Source organism: Leucobacter sp. USHLN154, from assembly GCF_037145595.1.
GTDB classification, from domain to species: Bacteria; Actinomycetota; Actinomycetes; order Actinomycetales; family Microbacteriaceae; genus Leucobacter; species Leucobacter alluvii.
In genome coordinates, this window is the sequence record NZ_JBBCXF010000001.1 from 453,951 (window position 1) to 476,637 (window position 22,687).

The following is a 22,687-nucleotide window of genomic DNA, read 5'->3' on the forward strand; positions in this document are numbered from 1 at the left end:
GCTCGACCTGATGCCGGCGAACTCGGAGCGGTTACAGTGGGTGCCGTGGTCTTCGCCAAATTCGTGCTCGTGATGACGATCCTCGTCGTGATCGTGCTGGCGGTACTCATGCGGTTGCGAGCTGCTCGGTTGCGCCGGGAGCGAGCGCGTGCTGCGCGCAGAGCCGCAGCCGCTCGGGCGGCGCGGTTCGACGGCGCCGCCGCCCTCCCAGCATCGGCCGACAAACCGCGCGATCCCAGCTGATTCCGTGTCTCCGACGCTAGGATGCAGAGCATGTCTGGTGGATTGATTGCCACGCTCGTCGTGGTCGGAGTGCTCGTCCTGCTGATCGGCTACGTGTGGGTGACGTACAACTCGCTCGTCACGCTGCGCGTGCGCGTCGACGAGGCGTGGAGCGACATCACCGTCCAGCTCAAGCGACGGGCCGACCTGATCCCCACGATCGTCGACACCGTGAAGGGGTACGCGGCGCATGAGAAGAGCGTCTTCGAAGACGTGACGCGGGCGCGCGCTGAAACGATCTCCGCCGAGGGTCCGGCCGAGGCGTCTGCGGCTGAGAACCACATGCAGCAGGCGTTGAAGAGCATCTTCGCTGTGGCGGAGGCCTACCCGCAGCTGCAGGCGAGTCAGAACTTCTTGCAGTTGCAGAGCGAGCTCGTCGACACCGAGAACAAGATTCAGGCGTCGCGCCGGTTCTACAACGGGGGAGTGCGCGAGTACAACACGAAGATCCAGGTGTTCCCGAACACCCTCTTCGCTCGCCCCATGGGCTTCACCGAGCGCGTCTTCTTCGAGGTCGAGGACATCGCGTCGATCTCGGAGCCGCCGCGCATCCAGTTCTAACCGGGGAGGGCCGTGTACCGGGCAATTCGCCGCAACAAGGTCAACAGCTTCTTCATCATCCTGCTGTTTCTCGGCATCGTCGGAGGCCTCGGCTACCTGGCCGCCTACATCTACCGCTCTCCCGGCATCGTCATCACAGTGGTCGCGGTGGCGGCGATCTATGCGGTGATCCAGTACTTCATGGCCGGGCGCCAGGCGATCTCGATGAGTGGCGCGCGCCGCATCACTCAAGCCGATCATCCGCGGTTGTACCGCATCGTCGAGAACCTCGCCATCACGACGGGTACGCCGATGCCAGAGGTGTACATCATCGACGATCCAGCGCCGAACGCCTTCGCGACGGGCCGCGATCCCGAGCACGCCATGGTCGCGGCCACAACCGGGCTGCTCGACCTCATGACCGATCCCGAGCTCGAAGGGGTCATGGCGCACGAGCTCGGCCACGTGCGCAACTACGACATCCGCGTCTCCATGATCGTGTACGGTCTCGTCGTCGCGGTCGGGATGATCGCGGACGTGCTCGTGCGCATGGCCTTCTTCGGGAGGAGCAACAACAACGGAAACCCGATCGTTCTCGTGTTCGGGCTCGTCGCAATGCTCATCGCTCCGCTCGTCGCGAGTGTCGTGCAGCTCGCGGTGTCCCGCCAGCGGGAGTACCTCGCCGACGCCACGGGCGCGCTCACCACGCGTCATCCGGAGGCGCTGGCGAGTGCGCTGCACAAGCTCTCCACCCACGGCCAGCCGCTGCAGCGGCAGCAGTCGAGCATGGCGCACCTCTGGATCGCGGATCCGCTGAAGCCGGGAGTGGTGCAGCGACTCTTCGCGACCCATCCGCCGATCCCGGAGCGCATCCGCCGTCTCCTCGACATGGGCGGCAAGTTCTAGCTGAGGGCCGCTGGGAGGCGTCCGGGGCGTCGGCACCGCTCCGGTCCGCGCATGTCGGGCGCGCAGAGGCGTAGTGTTAGAGGGTAGCCAAGGAGGTCGCCCCAACCGTGTCCAATATGTTCCGCTCGCTCTCCGTTCGTGACTACCGCATCTGGTTCTTCGGGGCGCTGGTATCGAACATCGGCGCGTGGATGCAGGCGACCACGCAGAGCTGGGTGGTGCTCACGGAGCTCACCGAGACGAACGCCGCCGCGGTGGGAACGACCATGGCGCTGCAATTCGGTCCGCAGCTGCTGCTCGTGCCGTTCAGCGGCGCTGTGGCGGATCGCTTCGACCGGCGCCGGGTGCTCCTCGTCACCCAGTCACTGCTCATGCTCCTCGCGGCGGGGCTCGGCGTGCTGCTCATCACCGGGCAGGCGGAACTGTGGCATCTCTATGGCTTCGCTCTGGCGCTCGGAGTGGTCAACGCGTTCGATACGACCGCACGGCAGGCCTTCGTCTCCGATCTCGTCGGCCTCGGACAGACCTCGAACGCCGTGGCTTTGAACTCGGCCTCCTTCAACTCGGCGCGTCTCATCGGGCCGGCTGTGGCGGGCGTGCTCATCGCGGTGATCGGCTCCGGCTGGGTGTTCATCATCAACGCGGTGTCGTTCGTGGCGGTGCTCGGGGCCCTGCTGATGATCCGCACGCGTCGAAGCGCACCTCCGGAGTCCGCGCGGGAGTCGCAGTGGAGACAGCTCTCCGCGGGGTTCCGTTATGTGCGCGGCAGACACGACCTGCTGGTCATCTTCGTCATGGTGTTCCTCGTCGGCGCCTTCAGCATGAACTTCCCGGTGATCTCGTCGACCATGTCGCTCGAGTTCGGCCGTGGGGCGAGCGACTACGGCCTGCTGTCATCGGTGCTCGCCATCGGGTCGTTGGCCGGGGCCCTGCTCTCGGCTCGCCGACCATCGGCGCGCATGCGCATCGTGATCGTCTCCGTCGGGGGCATCGGCGTTATGAGCCTGATCGCTGCGGTCATGCCGACGTTCTGGAGCTTCGCCGTCACCCTCGTCTTCTTCGGGTTCGCGATCTCGACGATGCTCACGACCGCGAACGGGTTCGTGCAGACGACCGCGGAACCTGCGGTGAGAGGGCGAGTGCTCGCGCTGTACATGGCGATCCTGATGGGCGGGACGCCGATCGGTGCACCGCTGGTCGGAGCGGCAGCCGACGTGCTCGGACCGCGGTCGACCCTCTTCATCAGCGCCGCAGCCGGTCTGCTCGCGTTCGCGGTCGGGCTCACCTGGCTGTTCTCCGAACGCCGCTTGCGCTTCCACCGCGACGGGCTGCAGCTCCGAGTGACGCACCGCGGTCGACCGGGCCTCGACGACGATCCCGGTGCGCAGCTCGAAACCCTCACCGCGCCGATCTCGGTGTTGCGACGCAGTTCGACGCCCGTGATGGGGGCGGGGGAGTCGGCGCCTCAGGAGGGGTCGAGCACGTCGGCAACGGGAGCGATCTCGATCAACGATCTGACCGAGGACTCCGACAGCGGAGGCGGACCGACGCCGCGCGGGCGGAACTCGCCGGAGGACGACGCAGACGGTAACGGCCGGGCTTCGGGCCGGCGACCGAGCGTCTGATCAGTCGCGTCGCGCGGCAACCGCTGCGGCGATCTCAGCACCGATCTCAGTGAGATACACGCGTGCGTTCCGGATGCTCGTCGCGCGATCCGGCGCGCGATCGATCGTGGCGTAGCACGCACTGAAGCCGGCCGCGCGCCACTCGGACTCTTCGAGCGACGACTGCCCGCAGACGGCGACCGTCGGGATGCCGAGCGATGCGGCGGCGTGAAGCACTCCGACGGGTGTTTTGCCACCGAGGCTCTGGGCGTCCAACGAGCCCTCTCCGGTGATGACGAGGTCGGCTCCCGCGAGATGCGCGCGGAGTCGCGTGAGCTCGCACACCACATCGACCCCAGGCCGCTGCAATGCGCGGAGCACGGCGAGGGCGGCGAAACCGACACCCCCGGCGGCTCCTGCGCCGGCGTGCTGCGCGAAGTCCTTGACCCGGTCGCGGGGAGCGCGGCGTTCGAGCTCGGCGCGGAGGATGCGGGCGAAACGGGTCAAACCGAGCTCGAGCTGTGCGACGTGCGCGACGCTCGCTCCCTTCTGCGGCGCGAAGACGCTCGCGGCACCCTGGGGTCCGAGGAGCACATGATCGACATCGCTCGCGAGGACGAACCGGGTATCGGCGAGACGCGGGTCGAGGGTGTCGAGCTCGATGCGCTCGAGGTCGCGCAGCGCGCCGCCGCCGTCGGGCAGCGGCTCGCCCTGAGCGTCGAGCAGCCGTGCGCCGAGCGCCGCGAGCATGCCGGCTCCGCCGTCGCTCGATGCGCTCCCGCCGACTGCGAGAATGATCGATGTCGCACCGTGCGCGAGCGCCGCAGCGATCAGCTCGCCGGTGCCGCGCGACGACGCTCCGAGCGCATCGCGATGGCCGGGCGCTACGAGGGACAGGCCCGACGCCCGGGCGAGCTCGATGACCGCCGTCGTGGCGTGCTGGGCGAACTCGGCGTCGACCGGAGCGCCGAGCGGTCCGGTCACGGTCACCCGCGACACGGCGAACCCTGCGGCGATGGCCGCGTCGAGGGTGCCCTCGCCGCCATCCGCCATGGGCACCACACTGATGTCGGCATCCGCTTCTACGGAGCGGATGCCGTCGGCCAAAGCATCGCCCACGCTCCGGGCGTCAAGAGCGTCCTTGAACTTATCCGGAGCCACGACGATTCGCATACGCTCACGCTACCGGTTCACGGTCGCGCAGAGCAGAGCGGGCGGTCATCGATGATTGTTCGGCGGCCACGCGATCCTTCGTCGCCGTGCACGTTTGAGCGGTAGGCTGAGACCGTCCTGGCGGCAGGCCCGCCTTTCCACGAGTATGGAGCCATGATTCCCGGTGAGCGACTTCTTGTCAGCACAGACACGCACTGAAACGGACTCTCTCGGCAGTGTCGAGATTCCCGCGTCTGCCTACTGGGGGGTGCACACGGCACGAGCCCACGAGAACTTCCCGATCGCGCGCCGCCCGGTATCGGTCTACCCCGATTTCATCCGCGCGTTCGCGTGCGTCAAGCAGGCGGCGGCGCGCGCGAACCTCGAGATCGGGGCGCTCGACGAGCAGCGCGCCACCCTCATCGATCGCGCCTGCGAAGAGATCAAGACGGGCATGCTGCACGATCAGTTCGTGGTCGGCGTGATCCAGGGCGGCGCAGGTACGTCGACGAACATGAACGCCAACGAGGTGATCACGAACCGAGCGCTCGAGCTCGCGGGCCACGCCAAGGGCGACTACGGGTTCATCAACCCGAACGACCACACGAACCACAGCCAGTCGACGAACGACACCTACCCGACCGCGATCAAGATCGCGCTCGCGTTCTCGCTCGGGAGCCTGCTCGACGAGCTGGGCCTGCTCGCGGAGTCGTTCGCCGCGAAGGGCCGTGAGTTCTCGCACATCATCAAGGTCGGCCGCACGCAGCTGCAGGACGCGGTGCCGATGACGCTCGGCCAGGAGTTCAACGCCTTCGCCGTGACGCTGCGTGAGGACATCGATCGGCTGCGCGAGGCCGTGGCGCTGCTGCGCGAGGTCAACATGGGCGCGACCGCCATCGGCACGGGCATCAATGCGCCGAAGGGGTACAAGGAGACGGTGATCAAACACCTCCGCGACATCACCGAGCTCGAGCTGGAGACCGCGGGCGATCTCGTGGAGTCCACGAGCGATACGGGCGTGTTCGTGACCTTCTCCGGAGCACTCAAGCGCAGCGCTCTGAAACTCTCGAAGATCTCGAACGATCTCCGACTGCTCTCCTCCGGTCCGCAGGCCGGGTTCGGTGAGATCAACCTTCCCGCCCGCCAGGCCGGTTCGTCGATCATGCCGGGCAAGGTGAACCCGGTGATCCCCGAAGCGGTCACGCAGGTCGCCTACTCCGTCGCCGGCGCCGACGTCACCGTTTCGATGGCGGTCGAGGCCGGGCAGCTGCAGTTGAACGCATTCGAGCCGGTCATCGCGCACTCTCTCTTCCAGTCGATCACGTGGCTCGAGCGCGCCTGTCAGACGCTGCGCGTCAACTGCGTCGACGGCATCACGGCGAACGAGGAGCGCCTCGAAGACATGGTGTCGCGCTCGGTGACCGTTATCACCGCGCTTGCGCCGGTCATCGGATACGCTGCCGCCGCGAAGCTCGCGAAGGAGGCGCTCGCGACGAACGAGAAGGTATCGGAGCTCGTCACGTCCCGCGGTCTGCTCGATCAGGCGCAGCTCGACGAGATTCTGCAGCCGTCGAAGCTCGCGGGGCTCGCGCCCGAGACCGACGTGATCGATGTGATCAGCGATGCGGCGATCCCCGCACCGGAGAAGATCGAGGACGGCGAGGGCACCCAGGTGTCGAAGAAGCCCGCGAAGTAGACGGGACACGCAGAACGGCCGGTGGGATCCTCGGATTCCACCGGCCGTTCTGCGTGTGTCACCCAGGCGGTCCGTCGCGGTGCTCGCCGAAGAGAGCCCTGAACGCCTGCGCGCCGACCGAGCGCTTACGCCTCGACGCAGTGCGACGTCAGCGAACCGATGCCCTCGATCGTCACGGTGACTTCCGTGCCGGGGCGCAGGTAGAGCGGCGGCTTGCGCGAGCGACCGGCACCACCCGGGGAACCGGTCGAGATGACGGTGCCGGGCAGCAGCGTCGACTCCTGAGAGATCGAGGAGATGAGCTGCGCAACGGTGCGGATCATGAAGCCGGTCGTGGAGTCCTGCACGCGCAGTCCATCGACGTCGGTCGTCAGATGCAGCGCCTGGGGGTCGGGAATCTGGTCCGCGGTTACGACGACCGGGCCGATCGGTGTGAAGCCGTCGAATGACTTGCAGCGCGACCACTGCGGTTCCTGGAACTGGATATCGCGCGCCGTTACGTCGTTGATCGCCGTATAGCCGAACACGTGCTCCAGAGCGTCTTCCGGCGAGACGTTCTTCGCCGCTTTGCCGATGATCACCCCGAGCTCGCCCTCGTAATCGACCTCGGTGCTCACGTCGCTCGACAGCGGCACCTGACCGAGGTGCGCACCGAGCGAGTTCGGGAAGAGGGAGAAGAGCACGGGGCCGGAGTCGTTGTCGAGGCTGAGCTCGCTCGCGTGCTCGTCGTAGTTCAGGCCGACCGCGAGAACGATCGGAGCGCCGATGACGGCCGGAGCGTACGTGGCCCCCTCGAGTCGCGCCCAGGCGTCGTCGTCGGCCGCTGCGACGGCGCTCTGCACCTGGGCGAGGGCATCGTCGCCGCCCTCGATCAGCTGCTGCAGCGTCTGGTACGGCTGGCCGATTGCGCGCAGCGAGAGGTAGCGGCTGTCGTCGACGACGACCAGCTCTGGGGCAGCGGCCGGAGCAGGGATCAAGTGTGCGAATCTCACAGTGAAAGGTTACCGGAAGCCTGGCCCGTTGTTCGCGTCGTCCATATTCGACGACCGCACGCAGTTCCCCTGTGGGCGAACTCGGAGGCGGCGGCAGCGGAGAATCCGCGAGAATGAGGGCATGACTGAAACACCGCAGACGAAGCCCGAGATCGAGTTCCCCGAGGGACCGGCGCCGACTGAACTGCAGATCGTCGACATCGTGGAGGGCACCGGCGAGGAGGCCTTCGCGAGCTCGACCGTCGACGTGCACTACCTCGGAGTCGAGTACGACTCGGGTGAGGAATTCGATTCGTCGTGGGGCCGAGGTGAATCGATCAACTTCCCGCTGCGCGCGCTCATCCAGGGGTGGCAGGTCGGGATCCCGGGCATGAAGGTGGGCGGGCGTCGCAAGCTCATCGTTCCCGCCGCTCAGGCGTACGGCACGTCGGGCGGGCATCCCCTGTCGGGCAAGACCCTGATCTTCGTGATCGATCTGCTCGGTGTGAGCTGATCGTTCGACGCACCGTCGGCTGAGCAGCTGAAGAACTGAGCAGCTGACAGCACGCCGATCCTTCGACCGAGGATCGCTCCTTCTCGCGAGCGATCCTCGGTCGTTGTCGTTTCGGGACGACCTGGCACGCATGCGGTGGTAGCGTTTCCGTGTTCAGCGAACACCCAGTGTGACGGAGAGGAGCTGCCCGTGACGGAGGCGCAGCAGGTGACGGACGAGCGGAAACCCACCGGTGCGTGGGGAGGTGTCGACCGCTATTTCAAGATCACCGAGCGCGGCTCATCCTTCGGAACCGAGATACGCGGCGGGCTCGTCACCTTCGTGACGATGGCCTACATCGTCATCTTGAACCCGATCATCCTGACGAGCGGCGTTGACGTCGAGGGGAACACGCTCTCGTTCCCGGCGGTCAGTGCCGTCACCGCTCTGACGGCCGGGGTCATGACGATCCTGTTCGGCATCGTCTCGCGGCTTCCGTTCGGCTTCGCAGCGGGGTTGGGCATCAACGCGTTCCTCGCCTTCTCCGTCGTCGGCCAGGTCACCTGGCCGGAGGCGATGGCGCTCGTCGTCATCAACGGCGTGCTCATCGTTCTGCTCGCCGCGACGGGCCTCCGCCGCATGATCTTCGATGCCGTGCCGGTCGAGCTGAAGCTCGCCATCACGGTCGGCATCGGTCTCTTCATCGCCTTCATCGGCTTCGTCAACTCCGGGTTCGTCACGGCGACGGGAAGCGCGTCTCCGCCCGTCGGGCTCGGCATCGGGGGCTCGGTCGTCACCGTCCCGACGCTGATCTTCGTGGTCACGCTGATCCTGACCGGAGTGCTGGTCGCGGCGAAGGTCAAGGGCGGCCTGCTGATCGGTCTCGTCTCCGGCACGGTCATCGCGGTCGTCGTGGAAGCCATCTGGAATCTCGGTGCCGCAACGGAGAACCCGGGCGGCTGGGGGCTCACAGTGCCGGCGCTCGACGGAGCGCCGTTCGGCATCCCGGACCTCGGGCTCGTCGGAGCGGTCAGCTTCGATCTGGGGCGCGTCGGCATCGTCACCATCGTGATGCTCGTCTTCACGCTGCTCTTCACGAACTTCTTCGATGCCATGGGCACGATGACGGGCCTGTCGCGCGAGGCGGGACTCGCCGATGCGCAGGGCAACTTCCCGCGTCTGAAGTCGGCGCTCGTCGTCGAGGGCGTCGGCGCCATCGCGGGCGGTTTGACGTCGTCATCGTCGAACACGGTCTTCATCGAGTCGGGGGCCGGCATCGGCGAAGGGGCGCGCACCGGGTTCGCGAACATCGTCACGGGCCTCATGTTCCTGCTCGCGATGTTCTTCACCCCGCTCACGCAGATCGTGCCGACCGAGGTGGCCGCAGCAGCGCTGGTGATCGTGGGCGCGCTGATGATGGCGCAGATCAAGCACATCGACCTCACCGACTTCCGTGTGCTGCTCCCGGTATTCCTGACGGTCGCCGTCATGCCGATGACCTACTCGATCGCGAATGGCATCGGCGCCGGCTTCGTGGCCTGGGTGCTGGTGCACGCCTTCTCCGGGCGAGCGAAGCAGGTGCACTGGCTGCTGTGGGTCGTCGGGGCCGGCTTCGTGCTGTTCTTCGCGCGCGGGCCGATCGAGGCGGCGCTCGGCGTCTAGTCCTCGCTCGGGCGCGGAATGCGGCGGTCAGCGTCGCGGCGCGTGCCCGTCGTGGGATCGCGTTCCGCCGGAGCGCTGCGCGAGCACGTGCTCGAGGGTCGTCTCGAGCACGGCGAGACCGTCGCGCACGCCGCCGGCCGAGCCGGGGAGCGTGATGATGAACGAGGATCCGGCGAACCCTGCCACACCCCGGGTGAGCACCGCGGCGGGGAGCGTCGCGACTCCTCGTCTCCGCAGCTCCTCGATGAGCCCGGGCACCTGCACCTCGAGCAACGGCTCGACGGCCTCCGGGGTGCGATCGCTGGGGGACACCCCGGTGCCGCCGGTCGTCACGATCACCGCTGGCGCTTCGGCCAGCGCGGATCGCACGGCGCGCGCCACGTCGTCACCGTCGGCGACGACGGAGGGGTCACCGGTGGTGAAGCCGTGTTCGCGCAGCCATTCGGCGATGAGGGGACCGGTGGTGTCCGATGCTTTCCCGGCGGCCGCACTCGTCGACGCGACGATCACGCGCGCCGCACGCGGAGCTTCGCTCACGAGATCTCCCAGTCGCCGCTCTTGCCGCCAGCTTTGGCCAGCACACGAGTGCTCGTGATGACCGCGTGGTGGTCGACCGCCTTGATCATGTCGTAGAGGGTCAGGGCGGCGACGCTCACCGCGGTCAGCGCCTCCATCTCGACGCCCGTCACACCGCGCGTCGTCACAGAGGCGGTGATGCGGACCCGATCGGACTCGCACTCGAAGTCGATCGCGACCTTCGAGAGCGGCAGCGGGTGGCAGAGCGGAATGAGGTCGGGGGTGCGCTTGGCCGCCATGATGCCGGCGATGCGCGCCGTACCGAGTGCCTCTCCCTTCGGCAGGTCACCCGTCGCGAGACGCTCCACCACATCGGCGCGCGTCTCGAGGTACGCCTCCGCGGTCGCTGTGCGCTTCGTCACGGCCTTATCGCTGACGTCGACCATGTGCGCGCTGCCGTCCGGGCGCAGGTGAGTGAGCTCTCCTGCATCTGCAGCGGTCGGTCGGGGAGCGTTCTCAGACATCGAACCTCTGTATCTCGATCGGGGAGCCGGCCTCGAGATGGGCGACTCCGATGGGGATGTGGGCGAGCAGCTCGGCGCGGGCGAGGTCCGCAAGCAGGTGCGAGCTCGGCGGCGTCAGGGCTACCGTGCCATCGTCGAGGAAGCGACCGCGACGCACTTGATGCTTGTGCTCGGGCGAATCCGCGTCGTGCGCGAGCACGGCCGTCGAGCGCTCGCCGTGCGCCGGCGCTCCGGCGTACGCGCGAAGCAGCGGCAGGAGGAAGAGCTCTGCGGAGATGGCGGAGCTCACAGGGTTTCCGGGGAAGCAGAGGGTGACGAGTCGCCGCCCGTCGACGACGATGGAACCGGCGCCTTGCGGACCTCCTGGCTGCATCGCGATCCCGGTGAAGCTGATATCGCCCGTCGAGCGCGCAGCATCGGAATCGCCGCCGAAGGCATCCCGCACCACCTCGAAGGCCCCGGCGCTGATGCCGCCAGAGGTGACCAGCAGATCGTGGGTCCCCGCGGCTTCGATGCATGCGCGAAGCGCTTCGGGGTGATCGGCGACCCGTCGCGTGGTGACGTCGGCTCCCGCCTCGCGCAGGGCAGCCGCCAGCATCGGCGCGTTCGCGTCGTAGATGCGCCCGGGCCCGAGCGGCTCACCCGGGGCGGTGACCTCGTCGCCCGTCGAGAGCAGCAGGACGCGCGGACGCAGACGCACTGGGACCGTCGAGACCCCTGCGCTCGCGAGGAGACCGATCGATGTCGGGCGCAGCCGGGTCCCGGCGCGCAGCAGTGGTGCGCCGGGCCGGTGATCGGATCCCTGCTCCCGCACGAACGCACCGGCGGACGGAGCCTCGGCGAAGGCGACGGTCTCCTCGGGCGGCGCGAGAGGCAGCGGCGTGCCGGTCGGGCGGTGCAACCGCCCGAATCGCGGCGGATCCGCCTGCTCGATCGGGATCACGGCGTCGGCTCCGAACGGAACAGCGGCACCCGTCATGACGGGACAGGCGGCGCCCGGCGGGCACATGAACGGCGGGTCGCCCGCCGCGGCTGTGGGGCCGACGGTCAGCACGAACGGCGGAGCACCGGTGAAATCTGCGGTGCGCACCGCATAGCCGTCCATCTGCGAGTTGTCGAAGGGCGGCAGCGCGAGAGCGGCGGCGATGTCGTGGGCGGCCACTCGGCCCGAGAGCGCACCGTCGTCGATGAGAATCAGCTCGGGCGCGCGCAGCGCCAGATCTTCGAGCAGCGGAAGCATGAGCTCGGCGACGACCGCTGCGTGCTCGGCGTGGCTGCGCATCGTCATCCTCCCGCGAAGGCGGGGAGCACGTCGACGACGTCGCCGACGATCTTCCCGTCATCGCATCGCACCGTGCCGTCCACGAGGAAGGAACCCGAGCGGATCACCCGTTGCATGTCGTCGCCGTAGCGCTCGACCAACTCGGTGCGAAGTGCGGCGAGCGTCGCATCACCCGTCGTCTCCCACAGCTCTTCCTCGCGGCCCGTGGCTTCCGCCGCGGCTGCGAAGTATCTCAGAGTGATGCGAGGCATACCGCCATGCTAGCGAACCCTCGTGCGTGCGCCGGCGTGCATGGCTCGTAGAATGAGTGCCATGTCTGGGGTCGGTGATTCTCGTGCGACGCGACCGGAACCGGAACGCGGCGCCGGCCGGCGCCCGCCGCTCGTGGCTCCGGTCGAGGCGCTCCCCGCAGAAGCCGCGATTCGCGCGCAGCGCCAGATCGTGCTGCCGGGGTTCGGCGACGAAGCGCAGCGGCGACTCGCGAATGCGAAGGTGCTCGTCATCGGCGCGGGCGGCTTGGGGTGCGCGAGCGTCCCGTTTCTCGCCGGAGCCGGCGTGGGCCGCATCGGGCTGCTCGATGACGACGTCGTCGAGATGTCGAACCTCCACCGGCAGACCACGCATCGTACTTCCGACATCGGGCGCGCGAAGGTCGATGCGCTCGCGGAGACCGTGCTCGCCCTGGATCCGAGTATCACGGTGGATCGCCATCGTGTGCGGCTGAGCGCGACGAACGCGCTCGACCTGTTCGAGGCGTACGATCTCGTGCTCGACGGCAGCGACAACTTTCCCACCCGCTATCTCACGAACGACGCGGCGGAGCTCACCGGAACTCCGCTCGTGTGGGGAGCGATTCTGCAGTTCTCCGGGCAGGTGGGCGTCGCTTGGCACCGCTTCGGTCCCGGGTACCGCGATCTGTTCCCCGCCCCGCCGGCGCCGGAGAGCGTGCTGAACTGCGCGGTCGGGGGAGTGCTTCCGGGCCTCTGCGGCACCATCGGCACGCTCATGGCGACCGAGGCGCTGAAGCTCATCGCGGGCATCGGGGAGCCGCTGATCGGGCGGGTGCTGCTCTACGACGCACTCGCGGCCCGTACGCGTGAGATCGCGGTGAACCGGGATCCGCTCGCGGCGCCGATCACCGGTCTGGTGGACTACGAGATGTTCTGCGGAACGACTCCGTCATCGACGCTGCCGGAGTCACGGGGGGTCAGTGCCGAAGCCTTCGCGGAGACGCTGCGCACGGGTGAGCCGTCGCGCGTGCTCGATGTGCGGTCCGCCGAGGAGTTCGCTGAACGTCGCGTGCGCGGCGCGGTTCGGCTCTCGGTGGACGATATCGAGACCGGTGATATCCAGAGCCTGGAGGGCATGCTCGAGAACGGTGCCGATGGGCCGATCTGGGTGTACTGCGAGCGCGATCCCCGTTCCGTTCGCGCGGCAGCAGCGCTCGTGTCGCAGGGGATCGACGAGGTTCGCTTCGTGCGCGGCGGGATCTCGCGACTCGCGAGCGCCGCACCCGATCTGATCGTCAGAGGGGAAGCAGGCGCGCGTGCATCCGACGCGCGGGCCGAGGAGGACGCATGACTGAGATATTCGCCCGTATCACCGATACGTCGATCGACGCTGAGCAGGTGGTCGCCGCGGTCGACGATCCGACGTGCGGCGCGCTGGTGACCTTCCACGGGATCGTGCGCGATCACGATGGGGGCCGAGATGTGGCGGCGCTCGACTATCGGGCGCACCCGGAGGCCGAGCGCTTCATCGCCGCGTGCGTCGCGTCGGAGCAGGAGCGCTCGGGGCTGCGACTGGCCGCCGTGCACCGCGTCGGTGAACTGAGCATCGGTGACGCCGCGCTCGTCGCCGCGGCCTCTGCGCCGCACCGGGCCGAAGCCTTCGCGGCCATCGAGCGACTCGTCGAGCGCATCAAGCACGAGGTGCCGATCTGGAAGCGCCAGCACTTCGCCGACGGGATCAGCGAGTGGGTCGGGCTCTAGCTCGATCACCCTCCGATATACGACATCTCGATCCGCTCGCGATCCGCAGCCGCATCGCCCAGCTGCGCGCGCTGCTCCGAGTATCGATCGTCTCGCACCGACCACACGTCTGCGAGGGCACCTCGCAGCTGGTCGTCGTCGGCCCCTGAGCGCAGCAACTCGCGCAGATCGAAGCCGCGCGACGCGAACAGGCAGGTGTAGAGCTTGCCGTCGGCCGACACGCGCGCACGGGTGCAGGTTCCGCAGAAGGCGCCCGTGACACTCGAGATGACCCCGATCTCGCCTGACCCGTCGAGGTATCGCCAGCGCTTGGCGGTCTCGCCCGCTCGGGTCTCCGCGATCGGTACGAGGGGGTGCACCGCGTCGATGCGCTCGATGATCTCCGCCGACGGCACGACGTCGTCGAGCACCCAGCCGTTGCTCGCGCCGACGTCCATGTACTCGATGAAGCGCAGGATCTGGCCCTCCGCCCGGAAATGCTCCGCGAGCGGAACGATCTCGTCGTCGTTCACGCCGCGCTTGACGACGGCGTTCACCTTCACGGGGCCGAGCCCGGCCGCGTTGGCCGCAGCGATGCCGTCGAAGACTCTGGCGAGCGGGAACCGCACGTCGTTGATCGCTTGGAATCGCGTCTCATCGAGCGAGTCGACTGAGACCGTCACCCGGTCGAGTCCGGCCTCGCGCAGGGCGGCGGCTTTGACGCGCAGCGCGGAGCCGTTCGTCGTGAGCGCCAGATCCGGTTTTCGTCCGTCTGGGGTGCGCAGTGCTGCGAGTCTGGAGATGAGCTCCTCGATGCCCCGCCGCAGCAGCGGCTCGCCGCCGGTGAGGCGCAGCTTGTCGACGCCGAGGTCGACGGCGCTGCCTGCGACGCGCACGATCTCATCGAAACTCAGCAGTTCGTCGCGCTCCATGAATTGGTGGTCGCTGCCGAAGAGCTCCTTCGGCATGCAGTACACGCAGCGGAAATTGCAGCGATCCGTGATCGAGATGCGCAGGTCGCGGAGCGCGCGCCCCCGAGCGTCGGGGAGACCGACGGAGGGCAATCGCTGCGCGCGCCCGGTGGCCCGCGAAACGGGCCTCAGCTTCATCAGCATCGCGGCACCTCCTGCGCGCCACCCTAGCAGCTGCTCCCCGGCCCCCGCCGGGGAGCCCTACATCGCGCGTGCGGCCGTTCGCCCCTGCACGAGCGCGAGTGAGACGAGCGCGATCGCGATGAGGATCAGCGACAGCGTCAGCGCCGTGTCCTGCGTGACGCCGGCACCGTTGAACGCCGTGTAGATCGCGAGGGGCACCGTCCGAGTCGTACCGCCGGCGTTCCCGGCGAAGAGAGCTGTAGCGCCGAACTCCCCGAGCGCACGGGTGAAGCAGAGAATGATCCCGGCGGTCAGGCCGGGGCGGATGATGGGCAGTGTGACGCGGAAGAGCGCTGTCGCGGGCGTGGCGCCGAGCGTGGCCGCGGCGTCGCCGAACGCCGGGGTGAGCGCGCGCAGCGCCCCCTCAACGGAGATGACGAGGAACGGGAGCGACACGAACGTCTGCGCGATGACGACGGCGCCTGTGGTGAACGGGATGCGGATTCCCGCCTCCGCGAGCACATCGCCGAGCGCTCCGCCGCGGCCGAGCAGTGAGAGGAGTGCCAGACCGCCCACGAGCGGCGGCAGTACGAGCGGGAGCGTGACGATGCCGCGCAGGGCGACGGACCACCAGCCGCTCGCTCGGGAGAGGACCACGGCGAGTGGCACACCGAGCGCGATGCAGCAGAGCGTGGCGGAGGCCGCGGTGATGAGTGAGAGCGCCAGTGCACTGCCGGTCGCCGGATCGGCGAGCGTCGCGGGGAGAGCCGACCAGTTCATGCGGACGAGCAGTGCCACGAGCGGCAGCACGAGGAGCGCGCCGCCGAGGAGCGCGGGAGCGATCACCACGCCGGGAACCTCCCGGCGGCGTCGCTGCGATGCGCGGGCGGGCGCGTGTCGCGTGCGCGATCCGCCGTTCACGGGGAGTCCACCGTGCCGAAACCGAGTTCGGCCAGCCGGGACTGGACGCCGGCGGCGAGGAGGGAGTCGGCGAACGCACGCGCAGCCGCCTCGGAACGCGACCCGGCGATCGGGGCGATGAGATAGCTCCCAGCGGCGTCGCCCGCACCCGGGATCTCGACGCCCTCGACCCTGCCCGCTGTGCGCAGCACATCAGAGCGATAGACCAATCCGGCGTCGGCCTCCCCGGAAGCCACTTTGGTCATGACCGCCGTGACGTTCTGCTCCTCGCTCGCGGGCTGCAGCGATACTCCGTCGCGCTCGAGCAACTGCTGAGCGGCAGCGCCGCAGGGAACCTCAGCGGCGCACACCACGACCGTCGGCCTTCGCGCGTCGGCTCCGCGCCGGGCGAGGTCTTCGAGTGAGTCGATCGCGAGGGGGTTTCCCGGAGCCACCGCGATCTCGAGAACACTGGTCGCGAACCGCACGGGCTCGGCGGCGAGCAACCCGGCATCGTCGACGCTCGACATGGTGCGCTCGTCGGCAGATGCGAAGACGTCGACGGGGGCGCCGCCGATGATCTGCGTGGCGAGCACCGAGGAACCGTCGAAGGTCAGCGCGTCGAAGGCGACATCCGGATGGTCGGCGGTGAAGGCTTCTGCGGCCTCGGTGACGACATCTTGCAGCGAAGCCGCTGCGGCGACGGTGAGCCGGCCGGAGAGCCCAGGGTCGTCGGCATCAGCTGCCGGTGCAGTCCCGGGCGCGCCGGGGGCGCCGCAGCCGGCGAGGGCGAGGATCACGGTGCAGACGGCGACGGCTGCGGTCGTTCTGGCGCGCGCCTGCTGGCGCGTGGGGGAGATGCGGCGGGGCACGGAGATTCCTCGAATCAGGGGCGCTGCGTCAGCAGCGCTCGGTTTCGATCATGACGGTCGTGGCTTTGACGATGGCGGTCGCTCTCGACCCCACCTCGATGTCGAGATCGTCGAGCGCCTCGGCGGTCATGAGCGACACGATGCGGTTCGGACCGCACTGCAACTCGACTTGCGCCACCAGACCCTCCCGCTGCACGCCGGTGACGATTCCGGTGAAGCGATTGCGTGCGCTCTGCCGGGTCGTGCCCGGTGCGGCGGAGCCCGGCGCGAGATCGAGGGCGCGTCGGGCGAGCGAGGCGCCGCTGACGGTGCGTCGGCCCGCTGCATCGACGCCGGCTTCGAGGAGGCCCTCCGCGCTCCACCTGCGGACCGTGTCGTCGCTGACACCCAGCAGCACCGCCGCTTCGCTGATCCTGAAATGCGTCATGGCTGAGAGTCTATCTCCGCAGGTGCGGGAAGGGTCAGCCCCGACCTCCGCATGTGCCGTCGGCGACCGCGGCTTCCGGCGCCGGTGGACACCGTGCGCTGTTGACTTGTTTTGGAACTCGCACTAGCTTCTGGAGCAGAGCGGTCGTCCACATTCGTGCGCAGCCGCCGAGCCTGACCGAGGTACGTTCCCGGTCGCTCTTCACGCAGTGCAGCGAGAGGAGAACGCAATGAGCAGTGTCGGATTGCTCTACGTCGGAGCCGTGCTGTTCATCAACGGTCTGATGCTGCTCGACGTCGTTCCCGCACGTGCGGCAGCGGCCATGAACCTGTTCGTCGGGGGCATGCAGGTGGTGTTCCCGACGATCATCATCGCGCAGGCCGATGGTCACGCATCGGTGATTCTCGGTGCATCGGGCCTGTACCTCTTCGGGTTCACCTACCTCTACGTCGCGTGGAACACGTTGACCGGCGCGAGCGGAGAGGGGCTCGGCTGGTTCTCCATCTTCGTCGCGGCCTGCGCCGTCGTCTACGGCATCGTGCAGTTCACGCACCTGGGCGACCCCGTCTTCGGCGTGATCTGGTGGTCCTGGGCGGTGCTCTGGCTGCTCTTCTTCCTCGTGCTCGCCCGCGGACGCGATCGGCTGACGCGCGTCACGGGGTGGTTCACCCTGCTGCTCGGCATCGGCACGGGCGCCGTGCCCGCCCTCATGCTCCTGACCGGAACCTACGTCACGGGCGCAGCTCCGGCGCTCGCAGCGGCCGCGGTGTTCGCAGCGTGCTTCGCCGCGGCGTGGGTGCTCGGTCGCCCCCGCCAGCAGAGATCCGGCCGTGTCGCGGCCGGCACCATGACCGGAGGTCGAACCGATGCCGAACTATAGCTTTCGCTGCACCGAGGGGTGCGCCTTCGACGCGATGTACTCGATGAGCGAGGTGCCTCGGCAGACGGCGTGCACGAAATGCGGTGCGACCGCCACTCGTGCGATCACCGCACCGCACCTTTCGGCTGCGGGCAGCAGCGCCTACGGCCTGCTCGAACGAAGCTCTCGCAGCGCGCACGATCCGCAGACGGTGGATCGTCTCCCCGCTCGCGGCGCTGCGTCGCGGCAGCCGGTTACCCGAAACCCGCTCCACGCAAAACTTCCGAAGCCATAGCTGAGAGATCCGTACCACCCGCTACAGGAAAAGAGGACGAGCTGATGCCCGAACATGTATTCCAACTGGATTCGTCGAAGAAGTTCACCGAGCAGGAAAAGGTCGGCCACAACCGCTGGCACCCTGAGATCCCTCCGGTCGCCACCGTGAAGCCCGGAGATGCGTTCCGCGTCGACTGCCGGGAGTGGTTCGACGGCGCGATCGTCAACGATGACTCCGCGCAAGACATCCTCGATGCACCGCTCCTAACCGTCCACACCCTGAGCGGGCCGTTCCGCGTCGAAGGGGCTCAGCCGGGCGACCTGCTCATCGTCGACATCCTCGACGTCGGCCCGATCCCGCAAGAGGATTCGGGGCCGCTCGCCGGCCAGGGATGGGGGTACACCGGCATCTTCGCGAAGCGCAACGGCGGCAGTTTTCTGACGGATCAGTTCCCGGATGCGTACAAGGCGGTGTGGGACTTCTCGGGGCAGACGGCCACATCCCGGCACATCCCGGGCGTCTCGTTCACCGGCATCATTCATCCCGGGTTGATGGGCACGGCGCCATCGGCCGGGCTGCTCTCGAAATGGAACGCCCGCGAGGCGGCGCTCATCGCCACCGACCCGGATCGCGTTCCGCCGCTCGCGCTTCCGCCGGAGGCCGATCACGCGGTGCTGGGGGGCTTGGGGAGTGAGGACTGGACGCGCGTCGCAGGCGAAGCGGCGAGAACCGCGCCGCCGCGCGAGAACGGGGGCAACCAGGACATCAAGAACTTCACCAAGGGCTCTCGCGTGTTCTACCCCGTGTTCGTCGACGGCGCCAACCTCTCAGTCGGCGACCTGCACTTCTCGCAGGGCGACGGGGAGATCACCTTCTGCGGTGCGATCGAGATGGGCGGGTTCATCGATCTGCGCGTCGATCTCATCAAGGGCGGCATGGAGACCTACGGCGTGCACGAGAACGCGATCTTCATGCCGGGCAACGTCGAACCGCAGTACAGCCACTGGCTGGCGTTCTCTGGCACGTCGGTGACTCTCGGCGGCGAGCAGCGCTATCTCGACTCGCACCTTTCGTACCAGCGAGCCTGTCTGCACGCCATCGACTACCTCACGAAGTTCGGCTACAGCCCGGAGCAGGCCTATCTGCTGCTCGGAGCCGCTCCGATCGAGGGGCGCCTCTCAGGAGTCGTCGACATTCCGAACTCCTGCTCCACCGTGTACCTGCCGACCGAGATCTTCGACTTCGACCCGCGCCCGTCGCAGGCGGGGCCCACGCAGATCGACCCGGGAATCGGTGCGCCGCGCGCCGCAGCCTGACCAGGCCGGGCCAGCGCCCGCTCCCGTCTCACGAGGCGGAAGCGGGCGCTGGCCGCGTGTCACACGGTGACCGGGCGCCCGACGCCCACCGGGGTGTTCGAGGGTTCGAGCCGAACGACGACCGCCTTCGACACCGGTGTGTTGCTCTCGAGTGCGGTGCTGTCGAGCGGCACGAGCACATTGGCTTCCGGGAAGTACGCTGCCGCGCACCCGCGTGCCGTGGGGAACGCGACCGTGCGGAACCCGCGGAGCACGCGGTCCGGCTGATCCTTCCACTCACTGAAGATGTCGACGGTCTGCCCGTCGGCCAACCCGAGCTCAGCGAGATCGTCGGGGTGCACGAAGATGACCGAGCGCCCCTTCTTGATGCCGCGGTAGCGGTCGTTCAGGCTGTAGATCGTCGTGTTGAACTGGTCGTGCGAACGAATGGTCTGCAGGATCAGGCGTCCGGGCGGGCACTCCACGTGCTCGAGCTCATTCACCGTGATGCGCGCCTTGCCGGTTGCGGTATCGAACCGGCGCTCGTCGCGAGGTCCGTTCGGCAGCAGGAAGCCGTCCTTCCGTCGCGTCTTCGCATTGTAATCCGCGCACCCGGGGACGACGCGGGAGATGTGATCGCGAATCACGTCGTAATCGTCGATCATGGCGAGCCAGTCGATCCCGTGACGAGTGCCCAGCGTCGCGTGCGCGATCCCGGCGACGATCGCGATCTCCGAGCGCACCTGCTCGGAGATCGGCGGCACCTGCCCGTGCGAGGCGTGCACCGCGCACACCGTGTCCTCGACGGTGACGTATTGGGGCCCGCTGAGCTGCACGTCGACCTCGGTGCGCCCGAGGACCGGCAGAATCAGCGCCTCTTCGCCGGTGATCACATGCGAGCGGTTGAGCTTGGTCGAGAGCTGCACGCTGAGCCGCGTGCGACGCATCGCCGATTCGGCGAGATTCGTGTCGGAGATCGCGCCGAGCAGATTGCCGCCGAGTCCGAACCACACTTTGATCTTGCCCTCGTCGAGCGCTCGGATCCCCTGCACGGCGTCCACCCCGTGCGCGCGCGGAGGCTCGAAGGAGAACTCCGCGCCGAGCGCATCGAGGAAGGAATCGGGCATCTGCTCCCAGACGCCCATCGTGCGGTCGCCCTGCACGTTCGAGTGGCCGCGGATGGGAGACGCGCCGGCTCCCGGCCTGCCGATGTTGCCGCGGAGCAGCAGCAGATTGATGATCTCCTTGATGGTGTCGACGCTCCGACGGTGCTGCGTGATGCCCATCGCCCAGCAGATGATCACGCGACCGGCGCGCACGTACCGCTCGGCGAATTCGTCGATCTCCGCCGAGGAGAGCCCGGTCGCGCGCTCCACCGCCGCGTCGTCCACGTGCACGATGTGCTCCGCGAACTCCTCGAAGCCGTCGCAGTACTCGGAGATGAACTCGTGGTCGAGCACGGTGCCGGGGGCGCGTCGCTCGGCCTCCATGACGCGCTTGGACACGGCCTGTAGCAGTGCGGCGTCGCCGCCGGAGCGGATCTTGAGGAACTGGTCGGCGATCTGCAGCGGTTTTCCGACGTACCCCCGCACCTTCTGCGGGTCCTTGTACCCGAGCAGGCCGGCCTCGGGCAGCGGGTTCACCGCGACGACGCTCGCCCCGTTCTCCTTCGCCTCCTCGAGAGCGGTGAGCATGCGGGGATGATTCGTGCCCGGGTTCTGACCCATGATGATGATCAGGTCGGATTCGAGGAAGTCGTTGTAGGCGATCGTGGACTTGCCGATGCCGACCGTGTACGTCATCGCGGTGCCCGTCGACTCGTGGCACATGTTGGAGCAGTCGGGCAGGTTGTTCGTGCCGAGGACGCGAGCGAACAGCTGGTAGATGAACGCCGCCTCGTTCGACGCGCGGCCGCTCGTGTAGAACGACGCCTCATCCGCGTGATCCAGCGCGTTCAGGTGCCCCGCGGCGATGTCGAAGGCCCGGTCCCAGCTGACCGGCTCGTAATGATCGCAGCCCGCCGGCTTGTAGACCGGCTCGGTGATCCGCCCCTGCATGCCCAGCCAGTACTCGGTCTTGTCCTCGAGCGACGTGAGCGAGTGCTCCTTCCAGAACGAGCGGGGGACGGTCACGGGCGTCGCCTCCCAGGTCACCGCCTTGCCGCCGTTCTCGCAGAACTCCGCGATCTTGCGGTGCTCGGGGTCGGGCCAGGCGCAGCTCATGCAGTCGAAGCCGTCTTTGTGGTTGATCTTCGTCATGAGCTTCGCGGTTTTCGCGAGGCCCAGTGTTTTGACCGCCGGCTCCATCGAGTGGAAGACGCCGCCGAGCCCCGCGGCATAGTCCTTCGGCTCGGTGACTTCGATGTCGGCGTCGGAGAAGTCGTCGCGGGGGGCCTTGGGGCTCATGGATGCACTGCTTTCTCGAGGGGGCCGACGGCACTGCCGGCTGGATCTGGTGATTCGTGCGCGACGTCGGTGATGCGGTCGTCGCGGTTGTAGACGACCATCGATTCCCCGCGCAGAAAGCCGACGAGGGTGATTCCCGACGACTCGGCGAGCTCGACCGCGAGCGACGAGGGGGCCGAGACGGCGGTCAGCATGGGAACCCCCGCCATGAGAGCCTTCTGCGTGAGCTCGAAGCTCGCGCGAGCCGAGACCATCAGCACCACGGATCGCAGGGGCAGCAGCCCCTGCAGGAGGGCCCAGCCGATGACCTTGTCGACCGCGTTGTGGCGACCGACGTCTTCGCGCAGCACGAGCATCTCGCCCGTCCGCCCGTCGAAGAGGGCGGCGGCGTGGAGGCCGCCCGTTCGCTCGAAGACGGCCTGCTGGGCGCGCAGCTGATCGGGGAACGTGATGATCATGGCGGCGTCGATGCGGAGCGGGTCCTCTGCGACGTCGAAGCGGGAGCGCGTGTGCACGGCGTCGATCGTCGCCTTGCCGCACAGACCGCACGAACTGGTCGTGGTGAAATTCCGCTGGAGACTCGGATCGGGCGGTGCGACTCCCGGCCCGAGGGCGACGTCGAGCACGTTGTACGTGTTCGGCTCTCCGTCACTCGCGCAGTGAATCGCCGCGGAGAAGTCGTGCTGCTGGTGGATCACACCCTCGGAGACGAGGAACCCAGCGGCCAGCTCGACATCGTGTCCAGGGGTGCGCATGGTCACCGCGAGCGGCGTTCCACCGACGCGGATCTCGAGCGGTTCTTCGACTGCGAGGAAATCGGCTCGTCGGACTCGGGATCCGCCCACGGTGAGGCGGGTCACTCTTCGACGCGCTGCGATACGTGACACACCTCTTGGATATCATCGAAGGTGATCGGGAGCAAGGCGCCGTACCGGCGCACACCGAATTCGGGAGCGTGGT

24 protein-coding genes are annotated in these 22,687 nt (G+C 68.1%); 12 read left to right on the forward strand and 12 right to left on the reverse strand.

Annotation, left to right across the window (positions count from 1 at the left end):
* The first annotated feature begins 45 nt into the window (after positions 1 to 45).
* From WFH23_RS02130 to WFH23_RS02145, 4 genes are all read left to right on the forward strand, one after another.
* Positions 46 to 243, forward strand: a complete 198-nt coding sequence (locus WFH23_RS02130) for a hypothetical protein (protein ID WP_090147662.1) — start codon at positions 46 to 48, stop codon at positions 241 to 243.
* 30 nt (positions 244 to 273) lie between these two features.
* Positions 274 to 843, forward strand: coding sequence for a LemA family protein (locus WFH23_RS02135; protein WP_336661438.1), 570 nt, complete (start codon positions 274 to 276; stop codon positions 841 to 843).
* Between the two features lie 12 nt (positions 844 to 855).
* Positions 856 to 1,728, forward strand: coding sequence for a M48 family metallopeptidase (locus WFH23_RS02140; RefSeq protein WP_090147666.1), 873 nt, complete (start codon positions 856 to 858; stop codon positions 1,726 to 1,728).
* 116 nt (positions 1,729 to 1,844) lie between these two features.
* Positions 1,845 to 3,353 (forward strand): MFS transporter, encoded by a 1,509-nt coding sequence (locus WFH23_RS02145; RefSeq protein WP_336661663.1) that lies wholly within the window; start codon positions 1,845 to 1,847, stop codon positions 3,351 to 3,353.
* Here WFH23_RS02145 and WFH23_RS02150 read toward each other — a convergent pair whose 3' ends face one another.
* On the reverse strand, positions 3,354 to 4,505 hold the full coding sequence (locus WFH23_RS02150; protein WP_336661439.1) for a glycerate kinase: 1,152 nt from the start codon (positions 4,503 to 4,505) through the stop codon (positions 3,354 to 3,356).
* A 163-nt stretch (positions 4,506 to 4,668) separates the two neighbouring features.
* On the opposite strand from WFH23_RS02150, the gene WFH23_RS02155 reads away from it, so the two are divergent.
* Complete coding sequence (locus tag WFH23_RS02155) at positions 4,669 to 6,180, forward strand: aspartate ammonia-lyase (protein ID WP_090147672.1); 1,512 nt, start codon at positions 4,669 to 4,671, stop codon at positions 6,178 to 6,180.
* Positions 6,181 to 6,305: 125 nt separating this feature from the next.
* Here the strand turns inward: WFH23_RS02155 and WFH23_RS02160 are convergent, their stop codons facing one another.
* Positions 6,306 to 7,172, reverse strand: a complete 867-nt coding sequence (locus tag WFH23_RS02160; RefSeq protein WP_090147675.1) for a fumarylacetoacetate hydrolase family protein — start codon at positions 7,170 to 7,172, stop codon at positions 6,306 to 6,308.
* Between the two features lie 121 nt (positions 7,173 to 7,293).
* Here WFH23_RS02160 and WFH23_RS02165 point away from each other — a divergent pair, with 121 nt between their 5' ends.
* Entirely contained in the window at positions 7,294 to 7,665 is a 372-nt protein-coding gene (locus WFH23_RS02165) for an FKBP-type peptidyl-prolyl cis-trans isomerase (RefSeq protein WP_090147678.1), read from the forward strand.
* Between the two features lie 189 nt (positions 7,666 to 7,854).
* Complete coding sequence (locus tag WFH23_RS02170) at positions 7,855 to 9,306, forward strand: solute carrier family 23 protein (RefSeq protein ID WP_176698300.1); 1,452 nt, start codon at positions 7,855 to 7,857, stop codon at positions 9,304 to 9,306.
* A gap of 27 nt (positions 9,307 to 9,333) precedes the next feature.
* Here the strand turns inward: WFH23_RS02170 and WFH23_RS02175 are convergent, their stop codons facing one another.
* Genes WFH23_RS02175 through WFH23_RS02190 form a run of 4 tightly spaced genes read right to left on the reverse strand, consistent with a single transcriptional unit; the run spans position 9,334 to position 11,879 of the window.
* On the reverse strand, positions 9,334 to 9,843 hold the full coding sequence (locus tag WFH23_RS02175; RefSeq protein ID WP_200329571.1) for a molybdopterin-binding protein: 510 nt from the start codon (positions 9,841 to 9,843) through the stop codon (positions 9,334 to 9,336).
* Positions 9,840 to 10,346, reverse strand: coding sequence for a cyclic pyranopterin monophosphate synthase MoaC (gene moaC / locus WFH23_RS02180; protein ID WP_336661440.1), 507 nt, complete (start codon positions 10,344 to 10,346; stop codon positions 9,840 to 9,842). Before moaC ends, WFH23_RS02175 begins: the two co-directional genes overlap by 4 nt.
* On the reverse strand, positions 10,339 to 11,628 hold the full coding sequence (locus WFH23_RS02185) for a molybdopterin molybdotransferase MoeA (RefSeq protein WP_336661441.1): 1,290 nt from the start codon (positions 11,626 to 11,628) through the stop codon (positions 10,339 to 10,341). Before WFH23_RS02185 ends, moaC begins: the two co-directional genes overlap by 8 nt.
* A gap of 2 nt (positions 11,629 to 11,630) precedes the next feature.
* A complete protein-coding gene (locus tag WFH23_RS02190; RefSeq protein ID WP_090147690.1) occupies positions 11,631 to 11,879 on the reverse strand; it encodes a MoaD/ThiS family protein in 249 nt (82 codons plus the stop codon).
* A 61-nt stretch (positions 11,880 to 11,940) separates the two neighbouring features.
* Between WFH23_RS02190 and WFH23_RS02195 the strand changes: the two genes are divergently transcribed.
* Positions 11,941 to 13,209 carry a ThiF family adenylyltransferase gene (locus WFH23_RS02195; protein ID WP_336661442.1) on the forward strand — a complete coding sequence of 423 codons (1,269 nt, stop codon included), beginning with the start codon at positions 11,941 to 11,943 and terminating at the stop codon, positions 13,207 to 13,209.
* Positions 13,206 to 13,619 (forward strand): molybdenum cofactor biosynthesis protein MoaE, encoded by a 414-nt coding sequence (locus WFH23_RS02200; protein WP_090147694.1) that lies wholly within the window; start codon positions 13,206 to 13,208, stop codon positions 13,617 to 13,619. Before WFH23_RS02195 ends, WFH23_RS02200 begins: the two co-directional genes overlap by 4 nt.
* 5 nt (positions 13,620 to 13,624) lie before the next feature.
* On the opposite strand, the gene moaA is transcribed toward WFH23_RS02200, so the two are convergent.
* The 4 genes from moaA to WFH23_RS02220 form a co-directional block, all read right to left on the reverse strand.
* Positions 13,625 to 14,713, reverse strand: coding sequence for a GTP 3',8-cyclase MoaA (gene moaA / locus WFH23_RS02205; RefSeq protein WP_336661443.1), 1,089 nt, complete (start codon positions 14,711 to 14,713; stop codon positions 13,625 to 13,627).
* A 57-nt stretch (positions 14,714 to 14,770) separates the two neighbouring features.
* Positions 14,771 to 15,541, reverse strand: a complete 771-nt coding sequence (locus WFH23_RS02210; RefSeq protein ID WP_336661444.1) for an ABC transporter permease — start codon at positions 15,539 to 15,541, stop codon at positions 14,771 to 14,773.
* A 68-nt stretch (positions 15,542 to 15,609) separates the two neighbouring features.
* A complete protein-coding gene (gene modA, locus WFH23_RS02215; RefSeq protein WP_336661445.1) occupies positions 15,610 to 16,464 on the reverse strand; it encodes a molybdate ABC transporter substrate-binding protein in 855 nt (284 codons plus the stop codon).
* A 28-nt stretch (positions 16,465 to 16,492) separates the two neighbouring features.
* Positions 16,493 to 16,891, reverse strand: coding sequence for a TOBE domain-containing protein (locus WFH23_RS02220; RefSeq protein ID WP_090147699.1), 399 nt, complete (start codon positions 16,889 to 16,891; stop codon positions 16,493 to 16,495).
* Positions 16,892 to 17,120: 229 nt separating this feature from the next.
* On the opposite strand from WFH23_RS02220, the gene WFH23_RS02225 reads away from it, so the two are divergent.
* From WFH23_RS02225 to fmdA, 3 genes are read left to right on the forward strand one after another with little or no spacing between them, the layout of a single operon-like run.
* A complete protein-coding gene (locus WFH23_RS02225; RefSeq protein WP_336661446.1) occupies positions 17,121 to 17,771 on the forward strand; it encodes an AmiS/UreI family transporter in 651 nt (216 codons plus the stop codon).
* Positions 17,772 to 17,814: 43 nt separating this feature from the next.
* Positions 17,815 to 18,045 (forward strand): zinc ribbon domain-containing protein, encoded by a 231-nt coding sequence (locus tag WFH23_RS02230; RefSeq protein WP_234037265.1) that lies wholly within the window; start codon positions 17,815 to 17,817, stop codon positions 18,043 to 18,045.
* A 44-nt stretch (positions 18,046 to 18,089) separates the two neighbouring features.
* Positions 18,090 to 19,343, forward strand: a complete 1,254-nt coding sequence (gene fmdA, locus WFH23_RS02235) for a formamidase (RefSeq protein ID WP_336661447.1) — start codon at positions 18,090 to 18,092, stop codon at positions 19,341 to 19,343.
* Between the two features lie 59 nt (positions 19,344 to 19,402).
* Here the strand turns inward: fmdA and WFH23_RS02240 are convergent, their stop codons facing one another.
* Positions 19,403 to 21,727 (reverse strand): FdhF/YdeP family oxidoreductase, encoded by a 2,325-nt coding sequence (locus WFH23_RS02240; RefSeq protein ID WP_336661448.1) that lies wholly within the window; start codon positions 21,725 to 21,727, stop codon positions 19,403 to 19,405.
* Entirely contained in the window at positions 21,724 to 22,614 is an 891-nt protein-coding gene (fdhD, locus tag WFH23_RS02245; protein WP_211647892.1) for a formate dehydrogenase accessory sulfurtransferase FdhD, read from the reverse strand. Before fdhD ends, WFH23_RS02240 begins: the two co-directional genes overlap by 4 nt.
* Between the last annotated feature and the right edge of the window lie 73 nt (positions 22,615 to 22,687).